The 20648-nt window shown below is 69.8% G+C and carries 22 protein-coding genes; 16 read left to right on the top strand and 6 right to left on the bottom strand.

Going from position 1 to position 20648, the window contains the following annotated elements:
- Nucleotides 1–33 precede the first annotated feature (33 nt).
- The 12 genes from ACZ6EG_RS16320 (at nucleotide 34) to ACZ6EG_RS16265 (ending at nucleotide 11450) form a co-directional block, all read left to right on the top strand.
- Nucleotides 34–1290, top strand: a complete 1257-nt coding sequence (locus tag ACZ6EG_RS16320) for a serine hydroxymethyltransferase (RefSeq protein WP_391969792.1) — start codon at nucleotides 34–36, stop codon at nucleotides 1288–1290.
- Nucleotides 1291–1419: 129 nt separating this feature from the next.
- Complete coding sequence (locus tag ACZ6EG_RS16315) at nucleotides 1420–2724, top strand: MraY family glycosyltransferase (protein ID WP_391969549.1); 1305 nt, start codon at nucleotides 1420–1422, stop codon at nucleotides 2722–2724.
- A gap of 287 nt (nucleotides 2725–3011) precedes the next feature.
- Entirely contained in the window at nucleotides 3012–3446 is a 435-nt protein-coding gene (locus ACZ6EG_RS16310; RefSeq protein ID WP_383646510.1) for a hypothetical protein, read from the top strand.
- A gap of 210 nt (nucleotides 3447–3656) precedes the next feature.
- Nucleotides 3657–4496, top strand: a complete 840-nt coding sequence (gene atpB, locus ACZ6EG_RS16305) for a F0F1 ATP synthase subunit A (protein ID WP_391969548.1) — start codon at nucleotides 3657–3659, stop codon at nucleotides 4494–4496.
- 77 nt (nucleotides 4497–4573) lie between these two features.
- Nucleotides 4574–4795 (top strand): ATP synthase F0 subunit C, encoded by a 222-nt coding sequence (gene atpE, locus ACZ6EG_RS16300; protein WP_004925497.1) that lies wholly within the window; start codon nucleotides 4574–4576, stop codon nucleotides 4793–4795.
- A 41-nt stretch (nucleotides 4796–4836) separates the two neighbouring features.
- Nucleotides 4837–5397, top strand: coding sequence for a F0F1 ATP synthase subunit B (locus ACZ6EG_RS16295; protein WP_356604592.1), 561 nt, complete (start codon nucleotides 4837–4839; stop codon nucleotides 5395–5397).
- A gap of 5 nt (nucleotides 5398–5402) precedes the next feature.
- Nucleotides 5403–6218 (top strand): F0F1 ATP synthase subunit delta, encoded by an 816-nt coding sequence (locus tag ACZ6EG_RS16290; protein ID WP_391969547.1) that lies wholly within the window; start codon nucleotides 5403–5405, stop codon nucleotides 6216–6218.
- Between the two features lie 161 nt (nucleotides 6219–6379).
- A complete protein-coding gene (gene atpA / locus ACZ6EG_RS16285; protein ID WP_391969546.1) occupies nucleotides 6380–7969 on the top strand; it encodes a F0F1 ATP synthase subunit alpha in 1590 nt (529 codons plus the stop codon).
- Nucleotides 7970–7990: 21 nt separating this feature from the next.
- Nucleotides 7991–8908: a F0F1 ATP synthase subunit gamma gene (locus ACZ6EG_RS16280; protein WP_391969545.1), complete on the top strand. Its 918-nt coding sequence runs from the start codon at nucleotides 7991–7993 to the stop codon at nucleotides 8906–8908.
- Nucleotides 8908–10356: a F0F1 ATP synthase subunit beta gene (gene atpD / locus ACZ6EG_RS16275; RefSeq protein ID WP_391969544.1), complete on the top strand. Its 1449-nt coding sequence runs from the start codon at nucleotides 8908–8910 to the stop codon at nucleotides 10354–10356. The genes ACZ6EG_RS16280 and atpD overlap by 1 nt, the downstream gene beginning before the upstream one ends.
- A 130-nt stretch (nucleotides 10357–10486) precedes the next feature.
- Nucleotides 10487–10861, top strand: coding sequence for a F0F1 ATP synthase subunit epsilon (locus ACZ6EG_RS16270; protein ID WP_271320396.1), 375 nt, complete (start codon nucleotides 10487–10489; stop codon nucleotides 10859–10861).
- A 142-nt stretch (nucleotides 10862–11003) separates the two neighbouring features.
- A complete protein-coding gene (locus tag ACZ6EG_RS16265) occupies nucleotides 11004–11450 on the top strand; it encodes a DUF2550 domain-containing protein (protein WP_391969543.1) in 447 nt (148 codons plus the stop codon).
- Nucleotides 11451–11508: 58 nt separating this feature from the next.
- On the opposite strand, the gene ACZ6EG_RS16260 is transcribed toward ACZ6EG_RS16265, so the two are convergent.
- The 3 genes from ACZ6EG_RS16260 to ACZ6EG_RS16250 form a co-directional block, all read right to left on the bottom strand.
- Complete coding sequence (locus tag ACZ6EG_RS16260; RefSeq protein ID WP_391969542.1) at nucleotides 11509–13332, bottom strand: glycosyl hydrolase family 18 protein; 1824 nt, start codon at nucleotides 13330–13332, stop codon at nucleotides 11509–11511.
- Nucleotides 13333–13454: 122 nt separating this feature from the next.
- On the bottom strand, nucleotides 13455–14096 hold the full coding sequence (locus ACZ6EG_RS16255) for a response regulator (RefSeq protein ID WP_391969541.1): 642 nt from the start codon (nucleotides 14094–14096) through the stop codon (nucleotides 13455–13457).
- Nucleotides 14093–15289, bottom strand: coding sequence for a sensor histidine kinase (locus ACZ6EG_RS16250; RefSeq protein WP_469605088.1), 1197 nt, complete (start codon nucleotides 15287–15289; stop codon nucleotides 14093–14095). The genes ACZ6EG_RS16255 and ACZ6EG_RS16250 overlap by 4 nt, the downstream gene beginning before the upstream one ends.
- 152 nt (nucleotides 15290–15441) lie before the next feature.
- Between ACZ6EG_RS16250 and ACZ6EG_RS16245 the strand changes: the two genes are divergently transcribed.
- Nucleotides 15442–16032, top strand: a complete 591-nt coding sequence (locus tag ACZ6EG_RS16245; RefSeq protein WP_391969539.1) for a hypothetical protein — start codon at nucleotides 15442–15444, stop codon at nucleotides 16030–16032.
- 37 nt (nucleotides 16033–16069) lie between these two features.
- Here the strand turns inward: ACZ6EG_RS16245 and ACZ6EG_RS16240 are convergent, their stop codons facing one another.
- The 3 genes from ACZ6EG_RS16240 to ACZ6EG_RS16230 form a co-directional block, all read right to left on the bottom strand.
- On the bottom strand, nucleotides 16070–16642 hold the full coding sequence (locus ACZ6EG_RS16240) for a cob(I)yrinic acid a,c-diamide adenosyltransferase (RefSeq protein ID WP_384694073.1): 573 nt from the start codon (nucleotides 16640–16642) through the stop codon (nucleotides 16070–16072).
- Nucleotides 16643–16655: 13 nt separating this feature from the next.
- On the bottom strand, nucleotides 16656–17405 hold the full coding sequence (locus ACZ6EG_RS16235) for an ABC transporter permease (protein ID WP_469605084.1): 750 nt from the start codon (nucleotides 17403–17405) through the stop codon (nucleotides 16656–16658).
- Between the two features lie 77 nt (nucleotides 17406–17482).
- Nucleotides 17483–18265: an ABC transporter ATP-binding protein gene (locus ACZ6EG_RS16230; protein ID WP_469605082.1), complete on the bottom strand. Its 783-nt coding sequence runs from the start codon at nucleotides 18263–18265 to the stop codon at nucleotides 17483–17485.
- Nucleotides 18266–18344: 79 nt separating this feature from the next.
- On the opposite strand from ACZ6EG_RS16230, the gene ACZ6EG_RS16225 reads away from it, so the two are divergent.
- The 3 genes from ACZ6EG_RS16225 (at nucleotide 18345) to ACZ6EG_RS16215 (ending at nucleotide 20472) form a co-directional block, all read left to right on the top strand.
- Nucleotides 18345–18986, top strand: coding sequence for a TetR/AcrR family transcriptional regulator (locus tag ACZ6EG_RS16225; RefSeq protein WP_469605079.1), 642 nt, complete (start codon nucleotides 18345–18347; stop codon nucleotides 18984–18986).
- A 136-nt stretch (nucleotides 18987–19122) separates the two neighbouring features.
- A complete protein-coding gene (locus tag ACZ6EG_RS16220; protein WP_469605076.1) occupies nucleotides 19123–19971 on the top strand; it encodes a 3-hydroxyacyl-CoA dehydrogenase family protein in 849 nt (282 codons plus the stop codon).
- Between the two features lie 177 nt (nucleotides 19972–20148).
- Nucleotides 20149–20472, top strand: coding sequence for an STAS domain-containing protein (locus tag ACZ6EG_RS16215; protein ID WP_003973611.1), 324 nt, complete (start codon nucleotides 20149–20151; stop codon nucleotides 20470–20472).
- Nucleotides 20473–20648: the final 176 nt, after the last annotated feature.

Raw genomic sequence — 20648 nt, 5'->3', positions numbered from 1 at the left:
TACGTCACCGTCGACGCACGCCCGGAGCGCACCATGTCGGTCACCCACGACGTCCTCGAGGCCGATGACAGCGGGCTCGGTGTCCTGCTGCGCCAGGATCACGAGCTGGCCGAGATCCTGCTCGCCGAAGGGCGCCGCCAGTCGACGACCCTCCAGCTGATCGCCGCGGAGAACTTCACGTCCCCCGCCGTGCTGGCCGCCCTCGGCTCACCGCTGGCCAACAAGTACGCCGAGGGCTACCCCGGCGCCCGGCACCACGGCGGCTGCGAGATCGCCGACGCCGCCGAGCGGCTCGCCGTGGAGCGCGCCCGGGCCCTCTTCGGCGCCGAGCACGCCAACGTGCAGTCCCACTCCGGCTCCTCCGCCGTGCTGGCCGCCTACGCCGCGCTGCTGCGCCCCGGCGACACGGTCCTCGCCCTCGGCCTGCCGTACGGCGGGCACCTCACGCACGGTTCGCCCGGCAACTTCTCCGGCCGCTGGTTCGACTTCGTCGGCTACGGCGTGGACGCGGAGACCGGGCTGATCGACCACGACCAGGTGCGCGCCCTGGCCCGCACGCACCGCCCCAAGGCGATCGTGTGCGGCTCCATCGCCTACCCCCGCCACCTCGACTACGCCGCCTTCCGCGAGGTCGCCGACGAGGTGGGCGCCTACCTCATCGCGGACGCCGCCCACCCCATCGGACTGGTCGCGGGGGGAGCGGCGCCCAGTCCGGTGCCGTACGCCGACATCGTGTGCGCCACCACGCACAAGGTGCTGCGCGGTCCGCGCGGCGGCATGATCCTCTGCGGGAGCGACCTGGCCGAGCGGGTCGACCGGGCCGTGTTCCCGTTCACCCAGGGCGGCGCGCAGATGCACACCATCGCGGCCAAGGCCGTCGCGTTCGGCGAGGCGGCAACCCCGGCCTTCGCCGCGTACGCCCATCAGGTGATCGCCAACGCCCGCTCCCTCGCGGCCCACCTGGCGGCCGAGGGCCTGGTCGTCACCACCGGCGGCACCGACACCCACCTGCTGACCGTCGACCCGGCGCCGCTCGGGGTCGACGGCAGGACCGCGCGGGGACGGCTCGCGGCCGCCGGCATGGTCCTGGACTGCTGCGCGCTGCCGCACGGCGACGCCCGCGGGCTGCGCCTGGGCACGGCGGCCCTGACCACGCAGGGCATGGGGGAGCGGGAGATGCGGGCGGTCGCCACGCTGCTCGCCGAGGTGCTGCGGGGCGGCACGGACGCGGTCACGGCGCGGGACGACGTACGGCAGCTGGTCGCGGAATTCCCTCCGTACCCGGAGTGAGGCAGGGTAGGGGACGCGTGTGCACAGCCACACGTGCAACCATCGTCGCTACCCGGAAGTCCTCAACCGTATGCGCTCATCGCTAGGGTGTGGGGCTGGGAATGGCCAGCGAGACCTGTGGGGAAGCCCGTGCGTGAATACCTGCTGACGCTCTGCGTCACGGCCGCGGTGACGTATCTGCTGACAGGGCCGGTACGGAAGTTCGCGATCGTGGCGGGGGCGATGCCGGAGATCCGGGCACGTGACGTGCACCGGGAGCCCACTCCGCGCCTCGGCGGGATCGCGATGTTCTTCGGGTTGTGCGCGGGCCTGCTGGTCGCCGACCACCTCACCAACCTCAGCGAGGTCTTCGAGAACTCCAACGAGCCGCGCGCCCTGCTCTCCGGCGCGGCGCTGATCTGGCTGATCGGCGTCCTGGACGACAAGTTCGAGATCGACGCCCTGATCAAGCTGGGCGGGCAGATGATCGCCGCCGGCGTGATGGTGGTGCAGGGTCTGACGATTCTGTGGATCCCCGTCCCCGGCGTCGGCAACGTGGCACTGACCCAGTGGCAGGGCACCCTGCTGACGGTGGCGCTGGTCGTCATCACCATCAACGCGGTCAACTTCGTGGACGGCCTGGACGGCCTGGCGGCGGGCACGGTGTGCATCGCGGCGGCGGCGTTCTTCATGTACGCCTACCGGATCTGGTACTCGTACGGCATCGAGGCGGCCGCCCCCGCGACGCTGTTCGCGGCCATCCTCATGGGCATGTGCCTGGGCTTCCTGCCGCACAACATGCACCCCGCCCGGATCTTCATGGGCGACTCCGGCTCGATGCTGATCGGCCTCGTGCTGGCGGCGGGCGCGATCTCGGTGACGGGACAGGTCGACCCGGACGCCATGCGGCTGTTCTCCGGCTCCGAGCGCAACACCGTGCACCAGATGGTGCCGGTCTACATCCCGCTGCTGATGCCGCTGACCATCATCGCCATCCCGGCCGCCGACCTGATCCTGGCGATCGTGCGGCGCACCTGGCGGGGGCAGTCGCCGTTCGCCGCGGACCGGGGGCACCTGCACCACCGGCTGCTGGAGATCGGGCACTCGCACAGCCGCGCGGTGCTGATCATGTACTTCTTCTCGGCGCTCATCGCCTTCGGCGCCCTGGCCTTCTCGGTGAACGCGGCTTCCATGTGGATCGTGCTGGGTGTCGTCTTCCTGAGCGCGATCGGCCTGGTCCTGCTCCTGCTGCCGCGCTTCACGCCGCGCGCCCCGCGCTGGGCCGAGCACTTCGTGCCGCCCCGCTACCGGCGCCGCAGGGCCGTCGCCGCCGAGACCGCGCCCGCCGTGGTCGCGGACGAGGGCGGAGGCGAGGACGAACGCGTGCCGATCGCCGCCGGAGTCTCGGGCGTCAACGGGGCGACCGCCGTCGGCCCCCGTTCGCGCGCAAGGTAAGAATCTGACGAGAGCATTGCCAACGCGTGGGGGAACGAAGTGCCCCATTACCAGACAAGTGGGCGCAGTGACCGCACAGACGCGCACTGTCACTCTCATGTGTGACAGCAAGCACACCCACAGGTAAAGACCTCATCAAATAGTTTGTGATACGGTTCACGAGAACCCCCGGGTAGAGCCTAAGGACCGTAGTGCGACGGTCTCTTGGCCGTCAGGACCTCGTTCGGCCCGGGACTACGCTCGTCCATGACGACACCCTGCCCCCTGTGAAAAGCGGAGTTGCCGCCATGCCGTCCAATGACGTCCGGACCTTGCTTCAGGCTGCCGTGCCCACGGCTGCCGTCGGCGCAGTAGCCGCCGTCGTCAGCGCCGTGGTCGCCGGCGGCAAGGGAGCGGTCGGAGCCGTCGTCGCGACCGTGGTGGCGATGCTGTTCATGGGGATCGGTCTCTACGTCCTGCAGCGCACCGCCAAATCGCTTCCGCACCTTTTCCAGGCGATGGGCCTGATGCTCTACGCGGCACAGATCCTGCTGCTGTTCGTCTTCCTGGCCGCGTTCAAGAACACGACGCTGTTCCACCCCCGGTCCTTCGCGATCACCCTGGTCGTCGTCACGCTCGCGTGGATCGCCGCGCAGACGCGGGCGCACATGAAGGCCAAGATTCTCTACGTCGAGCCCGAGTCTTCGAGCGAAAAGCCCGAAAAGACGGGCCGCTCGTCGTGAGGGGTAGGGCCGGGATAAAGAGGCATGTGAAGTCCTGCTATCGTCCGGTGCCAACTGCGGCATCGCGGGCGCGGGCATCCACGCTGACGCCTGCTCATTCGCGAGGCGAGATGCCCCACAGCCGCCCCCACACCCGTAACACCAGTCCCGTGCCGAACAGCGGTCACGCGCCGCGCCGACACAACGAGGTTGCCGTACCCATGCGCCACGATGAAGGAGCCCGCGGTGAGTGCTGACCCGACGCAGGTGCTCGCCTTCGAGACCGACTGCCACCTGTTCGACGGGTGTGGCTTCCCGGCTCCCGGCCTGCACTCGTTCCTCTTCGAGCCGCTCTGGGGCAACGCAGACGGCAACGGCCTTTACTTCAACAAGCCGATGCTGCTCGCCCTGCTCGGCTCCATCATCATCGTGGGCTTCTTCTGGGCCGCCTTCAACAAGCCGAAGGTCGTCCCGGGCAAGCTCCAGATGGTCGCCGAAGCCGGCTACGACTTCATCCGCCGCGGCGTCGTCTACGAGACCATCGGCAAGAAGGAAGGCGAGAAGTACGTCCCGCTGGTCGTCTCGCTCTTCTTCTTCATCTGGATGATGAACCTCTGGTCGATCATCCCGGTCGCCCAGTTCCCGGTGACGTCGATCATCGCCTACCCCGCCGGTATGGCTCTGATCGTCTACATCCTGTGGGTCTCGCTCACCTTCAAGCGTCACGGCTTCGTCGGCTTCTTCAAGAACGTGACGGGCTACGACAAGTCGCTCGGCCCGGTGCTCCCGCTGGCCATGACGATCGAGTTCTTCTCGAACCTGATCGTCCGCCCGTTCACGCACGCCGTCCGACTCTTCGCGAACATGTTCGCGGGGCACACGCTGCTTCTGCTGTTCACGATCGCCACCTGGTACATGCTCAACGGCATCGGCATCGCCTACGCCGGTGTCTCGTTCGTGATGGTCATCGTCATGACGGCCTTCGAACTCTTCATCCAGGCGGTTCAGGCCTACGTGTTCGTCCTGCTGACCTGCACCTTCATCCAGGGCGCGCTCGCCGAGCACCACTGAGCATCCCCGCCCCTCGAACACCCCCAGTCGTCCGGTGGCCAACCCCCACCGGTCCGTAAAGAGAAGGAAGAACAAGCATGTCCAACCTTGCTGCTGTCACCGGTGACCTCGGTTCCGTCGGTTACGGTCTCGCGGCCATCGGCCCGGGCGTCGGCGTTGGCATCATCTTCGGTAACGGCACCCAGGCCCTCGCCCGTCAGCCCGAGGCTGCCGGCCTCATCCGCGCCAACCAGATCCTGGGCTTCGCCTTCTGTGAGGCGCTCGCCCTGATCGGTCTCGTCATGCCGTTCGTCTACTAAGACGAACCTGACGACCGTCCCTTTCGACGAAAGGCACTGATGTGACATCCGCCCTGGTTTTCCTGGCGGCTGAGGGGGAGAAGGAAAATCCCCTCATTCCGCCGTGGCCGGAAGTTGTCATCGGCCTCATCGCTTTCGTCATCGTCTTCGGCTTCCTCGCCAAGAAGCTGCTCCCGAACATCAACAAGGTTCTGGAAGAGCGTCGCGAGGCCATCGAAGGCGGTATCGAGAAGGCCGAGGCCGCGCAGACCGAGGCCCAGAGCGTCCTTGAGCAGTACAAGGCCCAGCTCGCCGAGGCCCGGCACGAGGCCGCGCGCCTGCGCCAGGAGGCGCAGGAGCAGGGCGCCACGCTCATCGCGGAGATGCGCGCGGAAGGCCAGCGGCAGCGTGAGGAAATCATCGCCGCCGGTCACGCCCAGATCCAGGCCGACCGCAAGGCCGCCGCGTCCGCGCTGCGCCAGGACGTCGGACAGCTGGCCACTCAGCTGGCCGGCAAGCTCGTCGGCGAGTCCCTCGAGGACCACGCCCGGCAGAGCCGTGTCATCGACCGCTTCCTGGACGAGCTGGACGACAAGGCGACGACGGCCGAGGCAACCCGATGAGTGGGATGCACGGAGCGAGCCGCGAGGCTCTTGCCGCCGCACGTGAGCGTCTCGACGCGCTGACGGACTCCACGTCCGTGGACGCCGGCTCGCTCGCCGACGAGCTGGCCGCCGTCACCGCGCTGCTCCACCGCGAGGTGTCGCTGCGTCGGGTCCTCACCGACCCGGCGCAGGGCGGCGAGGCCAAGGCCGAGCTGGCCCAGCGACTCCTCGGCAACCAGGTCAGCGGCCCCGCCGTCGACCTGGTGTCGGGAATGGTGCGTTCCCGCTGGTCGCAGTCCCGCGACCTGGTGGACGCGCTGGAGGAGCTGGCGAACACCGCCGACCTCACCGCGGCCCAGAAGCGGGGCCGGCTCGACAGCGTCGAGGACGAGCTGTTCCGGTTCGGCCGGATCGTCTCCTCGAACACCGAGCTGCGCGCCGCGCTGACCAATCGCTCGGCCACCACCTCGGCCAAGGGCGAGCTGCTGCGCAGCCTGCTCGGCGGCCGGGCGGAGGCGACGACCGAGCGTCTGGTGACGCGCCTTGTCACCGTGCCGCGGGGACGTAGCCTGGAGACGGGACTCGAGTCCCTGTCCAAGCTCGCCGCGGACCGGCGGGACCGGATGGTCGCCGTCGTCACCTCGGCGGTGCCGCTGAGCGACACGCAGAAGCAGCGCCTCGGCGCGGCCCTCGCGAGGATCTACGGCCGCCCGATGCACCTCAACCTGGACGTGGACCCCGAGGTACTCGGCGGGATCCGGGTGCAGGTCGGTGACGAGGTCATCAACGGCTCCATCGCGGACCGTCTGGAGGACGCCGGCCGCCGCATGGCGAGCTGACGACCCCGCGCGACAACAGCACGACAAGCAGTAGCAGTACGTACTTACGACGGCCCTGGTTGGGCCGTGCAGAGGATTCACCTCTCATTGGGGGGAGTCCCGACTCGTGGAATACCCCCCAAGTGAAACTTCGGGCCCAACAAGGAGAGCAGGGAACTCAGATGGCGGAGCTCACGATCCGGCCGGAGGAGATCCGGGACGCACTGGAGAACTTCGTCCAGTCGTACAAGCCGGACGCGGCCTCGCGCGAGGAGGTCGGTACGGTCACCCTTGCCGGCGACGGCATCGCGAAGGTCGAGGGCCTGCCCTCGGCCATGGCCAACGAACTGCTGAAGTTCGAGGACGGCACCCTCGGCCTCGCCCTCAACCTGGAGGAGCGCGAGATCGGTTGCGTCATCCTCGGTGAGTTCAGCGGTGTCGAGGAGGGCCAGCCGGTCACCCGCACCGGCGAGGTCCTGTCGGTCGCCGTGGGCGAGGGCTACCTCGGCCGCGTGGTCGACCCCCTCGGCAACCCGATCGACGGCCTCGGCGAGATCGAGACCGAGGGCCGCCGCGCCCTCGAACTGCAGGCCCCCACGGTCATGCAGCGCAAGTCGGTGCACGAGCCGATGGAGACGGGTTACAAGGCCGTCGACGCCATGACCCCGATCGGCCGTGGTCAGCGACAGCTGATCATCGGCGACCGCCAGACCGGCAAGACCGCCCTGGCCGTCGACACGATCATCAACCAGCGTGACAACTGGCGCACCGGCGACCCGAAGAAGCAGGTCCGCTGCATCTACGTCGCCATCGGCCAGAAGGGCTCCACCATCGCGTCGGTCCGCCGCGCGCTGGAGGAGAACGGCGCGCTGGAGTACACGACCATCGTGGCCGCCCCCGCGTCCGACCCGGCCGGCTTCAAGTACCTGGCGCCGTACACCGGCTCGGCCATCGGCCAGCAGTGGATGTACGAGGGCAAGCACGTCCTGATCATCTTCGACGACCTGTCGAAGCAGGCCGACGCCTACCGCGCCGTGTCGCTGCTGCTGCGCCGCCCGCCGGGCCGCGAGGCCTACCCGGGCGACGTCTTCTACCTGCACTCCCGTCTGCTGGAGCGCTGCGCCAAGCTCTCCGACGCCGAGGGCGCCGGTTCGATGACGGGTCTGCCGATCGTCGAGACCAAGGCCAACGACGTGTCGGCGTTCATCCCGACCAACGTCATCTCCATCACCGACGGCCAGTGCTTCCTGGAGTCCGACCTGTTCAACGCCGGTCAGCGTCCGGCCCTGAACGTCGGTATCTCGGTCTCCCGCGTCGGTGGCTCCGCCCAGCACAAGGCCATGAAGCAGGTCTCCGGCCGACTGCGCGTGGACCTCGCCCAGTTCCGTGAGCTGGAGGCGTTCGCCGCCTTCGGTTCCGACCTGGACGCCGCGTCGAAGTCGCAGCTGGAGCGCGGTCAGCGCATGGTCGAGCTGCTGAAGCAGGACCAGTACCAGCCGATGTCCACCGAGGACCAGGTCGTCTCCGTCTGGGCCGGCACCACCGGCAAGATGGACGAGGTGCCGGTCGCCGACATCCGCCGCTTCGAGAAGGAGCTCCTGGAGTACCTGCACCGCAAGGAGCAGGGCCTCATGACCTCCATCCGCGAGGGCGGCAAGATGTCCGACGACACCCTGCAGGCCATCGCCGACGCGATCACGGCGTTCAAGAAGCAGTTCGAGACATCGGACGGCAAGCTGCTCGGCGAGGACGCCCCGTCCGCCGCCAAGTGACGTAAGGAAGGGACCTGACTCATGGGAGCCCAGCTCCGGGTCTACAAGCGTCGCATCCGATCCGTCACCGCGACCAAGAAGATCACCAAGGCGATGGAGATGATCGCCGCCTCGCGCGTCGTCAAGGCGCAGCGCAAGGTGGCGGCCTCCACGCCGTACGCGCAGGAACTGACCCGCGCGGTCACGGCGGTCGGTACCGGGTCGAACACGAAGCACCCGCTGACCACGGAGGCGGACAACCCGACCCGTGCCGCGGTTCTGCTCCTCACGAGCGACCGCGGCCTGGCCGGCGCCTTCAACTCCAACGCCATCAAGGCGGCGGAGCAGCTGACCGAGCGCCTCGAGCGCGAGGGCAGGCAGGTCGAGACGTTCATCGTCGGCCGGCGCGGTCTCGCCCACTACAACTTCCGTGAGCGCAAGGTCGCGGAGTCGTTCACGGGCTTCACCGACGAGCCCTCGTACGCGGACGCCAAGAAGGTCGCGGCGCCGCTGATCGAGGCCATCGAGAAGGACACGGCGGAGGGCGGCGTGGACGAGCTCCACATCGTCTACACCGAGTTCGTCTCGATGATGACGCAGACGGCGATCGACGCCCGGCTGCTTCCGCTGCGCCTCGAAGAGGTCGCGCAGGAGTCGACGGCGAAGGACGAGATCCTTCCGCTGTTCGACTTCGAGCCGTCGGCGGAGGACGTCCTCGACGCCCTGCTGCCGCGCTACGTCGAGAGCCGCATCTACAACGCGCTGCTGCAGTCGGCCGCTTCCAAGCACGCCGCCACGCGGCGCGCGATGAAGTCGGCCACCGACAACGCGGGTGAGCTGATCAACACGCTCTCCCGTCTTGCCAACGCGGCCCGCCAGGCCGAAATCACCCAGGAAATCAGCGAGATCGTCGGTGGCGCGAGCGCACTGGCCGACGCGACCGCGGGGAGTGACAAGTAATGACCACCACTGTTGAGCCGACCGCTGCGTCGGGCGTGGCCACCGGCCGCGTCGCGCGGGTCATCGGCCCGGTCGTCGACGTGGAGTTCCCCGTCGACGCGATGCCGGAGATCTACAACGCCCTGCACGTCGAGGTCGCCGACCCGGCGAAGGCGGGCGAGCTGAAGACGCTGACCCTGGAGGTCGCCCAGCACCTGGGTGACGGCCTGGTCCGCACCATCTCCATGCAGCCCACCGACGGCCTGGTCCGCCAGGCCCCGGTGACCGACACGGGCTCGGCCATCTCGGTGCCCGTCGGCGACTTCACCAAGGGCAAGGTGTTCAACACCCTCGGTGAGGTGCTGAACGTCGACGAGACCTACACCGGTGAGCGCTGGCCGATCCACCGCAAGGCCCCGAACTTCGACGAGCTCGAGTCGAAGACGGAGATGTTCGAGACCGGCGTCAAGGTCATCGACCTGCTGACCCCGTACGTCAAGGGCGGCAAGATCGGTCTGTTCGGCGGCGCCGGTGTGGGCAAGACGGTGCTCATCCAGGAGATGATCTACCGCGTCGCCAACAACCACGACGGTGTCTCCGTGTTCGCCGGTGTGGGTGAGCGCACCCGTGAGGGCAACGACCTCATCGACGAGATGAGCGAGTCCGGCGTCATCGACAAGACCGCGCTGGTCTTCGGTCAGATGGACGAGCCGCCGGGCACCCGTCTGCGCGTCGCGCTGGCCGGCCTGACCATGGCCGAGTACTTCCGTGACGTCCAGAAGCAGGACGTGCTGTTCTTCATCGACAACATCTTCCGCTTCACCCAGGCGGGCTCCGAGGTGTCGACCCTGCTCGGCCGCATGCCCTCCGCGGTGGGCTACCAGCCGAACCTGGCCGACGAGATGGGTCTCCTCCAGGAGCGCATCACCTCGACCCGTGGTCACTCGATCACCTCGATGCAGGCGATCTACGTCCCCGCGGACGACCTGACCGACCCGGCCCCGGCCACCACCTTCGCCCACCTCGACGCGACGACGGTGCTCTCCCGTCCGATCTCGGAGAAGGGCATCTACCCGGCCGTGGACCCGCTGGACTCGACGTCCCGCATCCTCGACCCGCGGTACATCGCGGCGGACCACTACCAGGCCGCGATGCGCGTGAAGAGCATCCTGCAGAAGTACAAGGACCTGCAGGACATCATCGCGATCCTCGGTATCGACGAGCTCGGCGAGGAGGACAAGCTCGTCGTCCACCGTGCCCGTCGCGTGGAGCGCTTCCTGTCCCAGAACACCCACGTCGCCAAGCAGTTCACCGGCGTGGACGGTTCGGACGTACCGCTGGACGAGTCGATCGCCGCGTTCAACTCGATCTGCGACGGTGAGTACGACCACTTCCCGGAGCAGGCGTTCTTCATGTGCGGTGGTATCGAGGACCTGAAGAAGAACGCGAAGGAGCTGGGCGTCTCCTGAGCCTCGTGCTCGACGTGGGCCTCACGGCCCACACCGGAGGGGGCGGGCACGTCCCGTCCCCTCCGTCACGCCCTTTAGACTTGTAACCAACACCCGGCTCTCCCGCCGGGTGGTGACCCGAGGAGCCACCTTGGCTGCTGAGCTGCACGTCGCGCTGGTCGCGGCCGACCGAGAGGTCTGGTCCGGCGAGGCCACCCTGGTCGTCGCGCGCACCACGTCCGGCGACATCGGCGTCATGCCCGGTCACCAGCCGCTGCTCGGTGTGCTGGAGTCGGGCCCGGTGACCATCCGTACGAGTGACGGTGGGACGGTCGTCGCCGCGGTGCACGGCGGTTTCATCTCGTTCGCGGACGACAAGCTGTCGCTGCTGGCCGAGATCGCCGAGCTGTCGGACGAGATCGACGTTCAGCGCGCGGAGCGGGAGCTCGAGCGTGCGAAGGCGGAGGGCGACGCCCACGCCGAGCGTCGCGCGGACGTCCGACTGCGCGCGGCGGCGGGACGCTGATCCACAGCACTGTGCGATAGCGTCGTGCTATGACGTCACTCAGCCGCGGCTGGGACCGGAGTGATCCGGACCCGGCCGCGGCTGAGGCAGATCCGGGTGTTTTTTCCGTTCCGTTACCTAGGAGACGAGGAGGTCGGTGTCGATGGTCCTCGCTCTGACTGTGTGCGGAATTGTCGTCGCCCTGGTGGTGATCGGACTCTTCGTCTTCGGTCTGCGCCGGCGGCTGATCCAGCGCTCCGGCGGTACCTTCGACTGCTCCCTGCGCTGGGACGCCCCCGAGGAGGGCGACGCCGGCGGCAAGGGCTGGTCCTACGGCGTGGCCCGCTACAACGGCGACCGGATCGAGTGGTACCGCGTCTTCTCGTACTCCCCGCGCCCGCGCCGCGTCCTGGAGCGCTCGGCGATCGAGGTGGCCGGCCGCCGGGTACCGGACGGCGAGGAGGAGCTGGCGCTGCTGTCGGACGCGGTCGTGCTCGCCTGCGTCCACCGGGAGACGCGGCTCGAACTGGCGATGAGCGAGGACGCGCTGACCGGATTCCTCGCGTGGCTGGAGGCGGCCCCGCCCGGTCAGCGGGTGAACGTGGCGTAGCGACGTGCACCCTCCCCCGGACGTCCGGAGGAGGGTGCACGTCGCTCAGTCGTACGGGTCAGTTCAGACCGCTGTTGATGGCGCTCACCAGCTCGCCGTTCGCGGTGTCACCGCTGAACTCCCAGAAGAAGGCGCCGCCCAGGCCCTGGTTCTTGGCCCAGGTCATCTTGCCCGCGATGGTCGACGGGGTGTCGTACGACCACCACTGGTTGCCGCAGTGGGCGTACGCCGTGCCGGCGACCGTGCCGGTGACGGGGCAGGCGTTCTTCAGGACCTTGTAGTCCTCGATGCCGGCCTCGTAGGTGCCGGGTGCCGCGCCGGTCGCCGTGCCGCCGGGGGCGGACTGGGTGACGCCGGTCCAGCCGCGGCCGTAGAAGCCGATGCCGAGCAGGAGCTTGGCGGCCGGCACGCCCTTGGCCTTGAGCTTGGCGATCGCGTCCGCGGAGTTGAAGCCCGCGGTCGGTATGCCGGAGTACGAGGTCAGCGGGGAGTGCGGGGCCGTCGGGCCGGTGGTGGCCCAGGCGCCGAAGTAGTCGTACGTCATCACGTTGTACCAGTCGAGGTACTGGGAGGCGCCGCCGTAGTCGGCCGCGTCGATCTTGCCGCCGGCGGAGCCGTCCGCCGTGATGGCGGCGGTGACCAGGTAGTCGGAGCCGAACTCGTTGCGCAGCGCCTGGGAGAGGTTCCTGAAGGCCGCGGGACCGGAGGTGTCGCAGGTCAGGCCGCAGGCGTTCGGGTACTCCCAGTCGATGTCGATGCCGTCGAAGACGTCGGCCCAGCGCGGGTCCTCCACCACGGCCTTGCAGGACTTGGCGAACGCCGCCGCGTTCTGCGCGGCCTGGCCGAAGCCGCCGGAGTAGGTCCAGCCGCCGAAGGAGTACAGCACCTTGATGTGCGGGTACTTGGCCTTCAGCTGGCGCAGCTGGTTGAAGTTGCCGCGCAGCGGCTGGTCCCAGGTGTCGGCGGTGCCGCTGACGGACTGGTCGGCGGTGTAGGCCTTCTCGTACGCGGCGAAGGTGTCGTCGACGGTGCACTGACCGTTCTTGACGTTGCCGAACGCGTAGTTGATGTGGGTGATCTTGGAGGCGGAGCCGGAGGTCACCAGGTTCTTGACGTGGTAGTTGCGCCCGTAGACGCCCCACTCGGTGAAGTAGCCGAGGTTGACCTTGCCGCCCGGGCCGGGCTCGCCTCCGCCGCCGCCGGTGGTGCGGACCTTGACGGCGCCGCTGGCCGGGCCGGTCTGGTCGGCGGTGTCGCGGGCCTGGACCGTGTACGAGTAGTCGGTGCCCTTGGTCAGGCCGGTGTTGGTGTAGGTGGTGCCGGTGACGGTGGCGACCTTGGCGCCGTCACGCAGGACGTCGTAGTTCTTGACGCCCTTGTCGTCGGTCGCCGCCGACCAGGACAGCTTCACCGAGGTGTCGGTGACGTCCGAGGCGGTGGGCGTGCCGGGGGCGGAGGGGGCGGCGTCGCCGGGGGTGGACCCGCCGTCGCAGCTGCCGCCGTTGAGCTTGCAGTTGGAGGGGGAGCCGGGGCCGCTGCCGTTGAAGCCGAAGGAGACCGAGGCGCCGGGGGCGAGCGTCCCGTTCCAGCCGACGTTCTTGGCGGTCCAGTGGTCACCGGAGTTGGTGACCGTGGCGTCCCAGGCGGAGGTGACCTTGGTACCGGAGGGGAAGTCCCACTCGACGGTCCAGGAGTTGAGGGTGGTGGTGCCGGTGTTCTTCACCGTCCAGTTGCCGCCGAAGCCCGTGCCCCAGTCCGAGGTCTTGGCGAAGGTGGCCGTCGCGCTCGTCGCGGCCTGGGCCGGACTCGCGAGGCCCACCAGACCGGCCAGCGGGAGCGACAGGGTCGCGAGCAGTGCCGCGGCTCTGTGTCTGAAGCGCATGCTGCGCCTCCTTATGTGGGGTTGTCGGCGCGGGCCGACTGAGCCATCGGCCCGCAGTGCCGCGAGAATAGAAAGGTCTGGACCTTAGGTCAATAGGTCTGGACCAGTGTCCCGATGGCCCGTTAGATCCCCAACTCCTGCGCGAGCATCGCCGCTTGCACCCGGCTGCGCAGCCCCAGCTTGCCCAGCAGGCGGCTGACGTGCGTCTTCACCGTGGCCTCGGCCATGTTCAGACGGGCCGCGATCTCGGCGTTGGGCAGCCCCTCGCCGAGACACGACAGCACTTCCCGCTCGCGCCGGGTCAGCTCCTCCAGGACCGCCGGGTCGGCGCTCGACTCCCGCACCGGCTTGGCGGCGAACTCGGCGATCAGACGCCGGGTGACGGCCGGGGCGACGATCCCCTCTCCGCTCGCCACCGTGCGCACGGCCGTGAGCAGGTCCTTCGCCTCGGTGTTCTTGAGCAGGAAGCCGGCGGCTCCCGCCCGCAGCGCCCCGAAGACGTACTCGTCCAGGTCGAAGGTGGTCAGCACCAGGACGTCGGCCAGCCCCTCACCGACCACCGTCCGGGTCGCCGACACCCCGTCCAGCCGGGGCATCTGCACGTCCATCAGCACCAGGTCCGGCCGCAGTTCCCGGGCCAGCGCCACCGCCCGCTCGCCGTCCGCGGCCTCCCCGACCACCTCGACGTCCGGGGCGCTGCCCAGGATCAGCACCAGTCCGGCCCGGACGGCGGACTGGTCCTCGGCGACGAGGACGCGGATCATGTCGGGTCTCCTTCGGTCAGCGGCAGGGCGGCGCGCACGTCCCAGATCTTGCCGCCCGCCGCGTCGGGGTCCGCGACCGGCCCGGCCTCGAAGGTGCCGTGCAGCAGCGCGGCCCGCTCCCGCATGCCGACCAGGCCGGCACCCGACCCGGGGGCGCGCGGGGTGTCGCCGTCGCCGTACGGGCTGCTCACCTGGACGTGCAGGACGCCGTCGTGCCGGGTGAGCCCGACCCGTACCGTCCCCCGTGCGGCGTGCTTGAGGGCGTTGGTGAGGGACTCCTGCACGATCCGGTACGCCGCCAGCTCGACCGGCGCGGGCAGCCCCTCGCCGGGCGCCGCCTCCAGGACGACGTCGAGCCCGTTGGCGCGGGCGCCCTCGGCCAGGGCGGCGAGGCCGTCCAGGGTGGGGGCCGCGGCCGGTTCGGTGTCCCCGCCGGTGTCCCGCAGGATGCCGATCAGCCGCCGCATCTCGGCCAGCCCCTCGACGCTGTTCTCGCGGATGACGCCGAGCGCCTGCCGGGTGGTCGCCGGGTCGTCCAGGGAGAGCGCGGCGGTGGAGTGGATGGCGATCGCGGAGAGGTGGTTGGCGACCATGTCGTGCAGCTCGCGCGCCATCCGGGAGCGCTCCGCGGTCACCGCCTGCACCCGGTCCATCTCGGCCAGCAGAGCCGTCTGCTCGGCCCGCAGCCGGGCGGCGTCGGCGGCCTCGCGGTGGCTGCGCACGATCAGCCCGGTGGATGCGGGCGCGAACGACACGATGCCGACGGCCACCCCGATCAGCAGCGCCTCGGGCACCCGCCACACGGCGAACGGCACCAGCGTCGCGGCCACGGTGAGCAACCCGGTGATCCACGGGATGCGGCGGGCCCAGGCGGGCGGGCCGTACAGGACGGCGGCGTACATCACGTCGGTGTACATGATCACCGTGACCAGGCTGCCCTGGGTGACGGTGTCCGCGGTCAGCGCGGCGGTGCCGATCAGCAGGCCGGTGCGGGGCGCGGTGCGACGCAGCAGCTCGCAGCCCGCCATGACCGCGAGGGGGACCAGCAGCGGCCAGCCGCCGTCGAACAGCACGATCGGCTCGTCGGCCGGGCGGACACCCAGGCCGATGCCCCACAGCAGCAGCCCGCCCAGCAGGCCCGCCGACGCGGCGTACACGTCGAAGCGGAGCGGGCGGGGGAGTCGTACGGCCATGCCACCATCCAACACGGCCCGGGCCCCGCCCGCCTGATCCCGCGGGAGGGTCCCTTACTGCATCTTTCGATGTAGCCGGGACTCCTCACCGGCGACGACGAACCGGGCCGCCGCGCACGGGAGCCTGGAAGAGCGATCGAGAGGAGCGAACCGTGATCGTCACTTTGATCATCGTCTGCGAGATCGGCTTCTGGGTCCTGCTGGCGGCCGGACTGGCCACCCGCTACCTGATGCGGATGCCGCGCACCGGCATGGCACTGCTGCTGTGCGAACCGCTGCTGGAGGTCGTGCTGCTGGTCGTCACCGCGCTGGACCTCAGGAACGGCGCCGACCCGAGCTGGAAGCACGGCCTGGCCGCCCTGTACATCGGGTACACCGTCGGCCACGGCCACCGCACCGTGAAGTGGCTCGACGGCCACGCCGCCCACCGCCTCGGCGGCGCCCCGAAACCGGCCGGACCGCCGCGCTACGGCATGGCCCGCGCCCGGCACGAGGGCACGGTGTGGCTCGGCACGCTGCTCGCCGCCGCGGTGGCGACCGGGCTGCTCCAGCTCGCCATGTGGTACGTCGACGACCCGAGCCGCACCGGCTCCCTGGAGAGCTGGCAGTACACCGCATGGCGCGCCGCCGGCATCCACGGCCTGATCGCGCTGACGTACGCGATCTGGCCGAAGAAGGCACCGGCCGAGAAGCGTCCCGAAGGGGCGCCGGGCACTGCGCGATCAGCCACGACGAGGCGGTAGACGACCGGCGGCCGTCACTCCGCTCACCGCGGAGCGCTCAGCGCTCGCCGCCCGGCACCCACAGCACGTCCCCGACCTCCTTGTTGGCCACCCGGGCCAGGATGAAGAGCAGGTCGGAGAGCCGGTTGAGGTAGGTCGCGGCGAGCGGGTTCATCGTCTCGCCGTGCACCTCCAGCGCCGCCCAGGTGGAGCGCTCGGCCCGGCGGACCACCGTGCACGCCTGGTGCAGCAGGGCCGCGCCGGGCGTCCCGCCGGGCAGGATGAAGGAGCGGAGCTTCTCCACCTCGGCCAGGAAGCGGTCGCAGTCCGCCTCCAGCTTGTCGACGTAGAACTGCTCGACCCGCAGCGGCGGGTACTCGGGGTCCTCCACCACCGGCGTCGACAGGTCCGCGCCCACGTCGAAGAGGTCGTTCTGCACGCGGACGAGGACCTTGACGACCTCCTCGTGCAGGCCGCCCAGGGCGATCGCCGTGCCGATCACCGCGTTCGCCTCGTTGGCGTCGGCGTACGCGGAGATCCTGAGGTCGGTCTTGGGGGTCCGGCTCATGTCACCGAGGGCGGTGGTGCCCTGGTCGCCGGTCCGGGTGTAGATGCGCGTCAGGTTGACCATGAGGCCAGCGTAGTTACGCCCCGGCGGTACGGAAGACGCGTGTGCCCACCGTCACGGCCAACGCGGCGAGGGCGACGGCGACCAGCGCGCCGTGGAGCATGTGCGCCGTCGCGTAGCTGCCGACGTAGGCGTCCCGCATCGCGTCGACCAGGTAGCGGAACGGCATCAGGTGCGAGAGCACGTCCAGCCAGGCCGGGCCCAGGGTCATCGGGAGCATCAGGCCGGACAGCAGCATCGACGGCATGGTCAGCGCGTTGACGGTGGGACCGAACTCCCCCGGCGTACGGACCCTCATCGCCAGCGCGTACGACAGCGACGCCAGCGAGACGGTGAGCAGGGCGACGAACACGAACCCCACGAGCACGCCGGGCAGGGGCGCGCGCAGGCCCATCACCAGTGCGGCCAGCACCAGCAGGACCGCCTGGAAGGCGAAGACCGTGGCGTCCCGCAGCACCCTGCCCAGCAGCAGCGCCAGACGGCTGACCGGCGTGACCCGCATGCGCTCGACCACACCCTGGCCGTTCTCGACGATGATCGAGAAGCCCGCGAAGGAGGCGCCGAACAAGGCGAGTTGGAGGAGCAGCCCGGGGACCAGCACCTGCCACGAACTGCCCTGCCCGCCGAGCGGCAGGTCGGTCAGCAGAGGGCCGAAGAAGAGCAGGTACAGCAGCGGCATCAGCACGCCGAAGAGCAGCGCTAGCCGGGAGCGCAGGGACTGGCGCAGGTAGCGGCCGTAGATGAGAGCGGTGTCGTGGAGCAGCATCGGGTCCTCGGGTCCTCGGGGCGTGCGGGGCGTGCGGGGCGTGCGGGGCGTGCGGGGCGCGTGCCGGGCGGGCCGGGCTATACGGCGGCGGGGGCGGCGTCGGCGGGGGTGGCGCTGCGGCCGGTGACGGCGAGGAAGGTGTCCTGGAGCGAGGCGTCGAGCGAGCCGCCGTACTCGAGCTTCAGTGCGCCGGGGGTGCCCTCGGCCGCCACCACGCCCCGGTCGACGACCACCAGGCGGTCGGAGAGGGCGTCGGCCTCGTCGAGGTAGTGCGTGGTGAGGAAGACGGTGGTGCCCTGCTCGTCGCGCAGCCGGCGGACCAGGTCCCAGAGGTCGGCGCGGCTGCCCGGGTCGAGGCCGGTCGTCGGCTCGTCCAGGAAGAGCACCGCCGGACGGTGCGTGAGCGCCATCGCGATGTCCAGCCGGCGCCGCTGGCCGCCGGAGAGCGTGCCGCACCTGCGGTCGAGGAACTCGGTGAGGTCCAGGTCGCGGGCGAGTTCCCCGGCGCGCTCGACGGCCCGCGCCTTGGACAGGCGGTAGAGGCGGCCCTGGGTGACCAGCTCCTCCCGCACGGTGACCTGCGCGTCCACCCCGCCCGACTGCGCCACGTAGCCGCAGACCCGGCGTACCGCCGCCGGGTCGGCCACCAGGTCGTGGCCGGCGACGGTGGCCGCGCCGCCGGTGGGGGCGAGCAGCGTGGTGAGCATCCGGAGGGTGGTGGTCTTGCCGGCGCCGTTGGGGCCCAGGAAGCCGAGGATCTCGCCCGCGCGGACGGACAGGTCGATGCCCCGCACCGCCTCGACCGGACCGTGCTTCGTCGCGAAGGTGCGGGCGAGGCCGGCCGTGCTGATGATTGCCATGGCCCCAGAAAAACAGAGTCACTGAAATTTTGCAACGACCCCAACTTTTCAGCGGACCCAGCGAAGCTAGGATGCGGAGATGGCCGAGGGACTCAGGGAACGGAAGAAGCGGCAGACCCGGCAGTACATCTCCGATGTCGCCACGGGCCTGTTCCTGGAACGCGGATTCGAGGCCGTGACCGTGGCGGAGGTCGCGGACGCGGCGAACGTCTCCGTCAACACCGTCTACAACTACTTCCCGGCCAAGGAGGACCTCTTCCTCGACCGCTCCAAGGGCGTCGTCGACCGGCTCTCCCGCTGGGTCCGCGGGCGGCGCGACGGGGAGTCGGCGGCGCGGGCCGTGCTGCGCGAACTGCGCGAGGAGGTCGAGTCGGTCTCGCCGCGCCTCGGCCTGATGGACGGCTACGCGGCGTTCATGAGGGTCATCCAGGACTCGCCCGCCCTGCGCTCCCGCATGTGGGCGATCGGCCAGGAGGTGCTCCTCGACCTGGAGCGGACCCTGCGCGAGGAGACCGGCGGCACGGACGGCGACGTGACGCCCGCCCTGATGGCCGGCCAGATCAACTGGCTGCACGGCACGGTCGTCGCGACCATCGGACAGCGCATGCTCGCCGGCGGCAGGCCGTCGCAGGTCTCCCGCGAGGTGCTCCTGCTGCTGGACGAGATGGAGGAGCTGTTGAGCGAGAAGGTGCTCAACTACGCCGTACGGGGCGCGGCCTGACACCCGGATGACACACCCCGGTGTGATGTCCGTCATCTGAGACGTGACGCGCGTTACTAACCGGTCACACAGCCCCTCACGGCCGCTAATCTCCGGCCGAGAGAAGAGAAACAGCGCGTATCAGGGGAGTCGCACAGTGGCACGGAAGCTCGCCGTCATCGGAGCCGGTCTCATGGGGTCCGGCATCGCCCAGGTCTCCGCCCAGGCGGGCTGGGAGGTCGTCCTGCGCGACGTCACCGACGAGGCGCTCCGGCGCGGCACCGACGGCATCAGGACCTCGTACGACAGGTTCGTCGCCAAGGGGAGGCTCTCCGCCGACGACGCCGAGGCCGCCCTCGCCCGCATCACCGCGACCACCGACCTGGACGCCGTCGCCGACGCGGACGTCGTCGTCGAGGCCGTCTTCGAGAAGCTCGAGGTCAAGCACGAGATCTTCCGCGCGCTCGACAAGCTGGTGAAGGACGGGGCGATCCTCGCGTCCAACACCTCCGCCATCCCGATCACCAAGATCGCGGCCGTGACGGAGCGCCCCGAGCGCGTCGTCGGCACCCACTTCTTCTCACCGGTCCCGATGATGCAGCTGTGCGAGCTGGTGCGCGGCTACAAGACCAGCGACGAAACGCTCGCCACCGCACGGGAGTTCGCCGAGTCCACCGGCAAGACCTGCATCGTCGTCAACCGCGACGTCGCCGGCTTCGTGACCACCCGCCTCATCTCCGCCCTCGTCGTCGAGGCCGCGAAGCTGTACGAGTCGGGCGTCGCCACCGTCGAGGACATCGACCTCGCCTGCAAGCTGGGCTTCGGCCACGCCATGGGACCGCTGGCCACCGCCGACCTGACGGGCGTCGACATCCTGCTGCACGCCACCGGCAACATCTACACCGAGTCCCAGGACGAGAAGTTCGCCCCGCCGGAGCTGATGCGCCGGATGGTGGACGCCGGTGACATCGGCCGCAAGAGCGGGCAGGGCTTCTACAAGCACTGAGTCGCATCAGCCCCGGGAGACGTCACACGCCGGGGTGAATTCGGTATCGGTTCGCTTACAGGCGGCAACCTCCGATCGTTTCGGCCAGTCAGAGGTTGCAACACCTGATACCGCGAGAGATCACACCGAGCATCGAAGAAACGCAGAGACGACGAAGACGCATCCCGGGGAGCGCATATGCACATCAGGGGCGACCACGTCGAGCTGGTCGTCGGGGGCCGCCTCGACGTCCGCAGCGCGGCGGACGCCCGTACGGTCCTGCACTCGGCCGTCGACGACGGAGTCGGCGACCTCGTGCTGGACCTGTCCGAACTGGACTCCTGGGACGCCACCGGACTCGGCGTGATCATGGGAGCCCACCGACGGGCCGGCCGCTGCGGCCGGCGACTGGTGCTGCGCGGTGTGCCACCGCAGATGCAGCGCCTGCTGGTGGCCACCCGGCTGCACCGGATCCTGGCCATCGAGGGCGGCATCGGCGTGGAGACCCTGCCCAGGGTGTGACGTCGGCGTCCGGCGGGGTGCGGGGGTGGGCGAAGACCCGGACACCGCTCGGTGAATCGCCCGACACACGCAATCCTCACGAGACTGTGACGTCTCGGGCGGGGCGGCACCCCGCCCTGTCGGAGATACTGAGCGAAGGTTTAGGGTCTGGCTGCCCGCCGACCTCGCGAACCCAC

This window comes from Streptomyces sp. NPDC041968, assembly GCF_055589025.1.
This window is presented reverse-complemented; position numbering and strand designations above follow the sequence as displayed.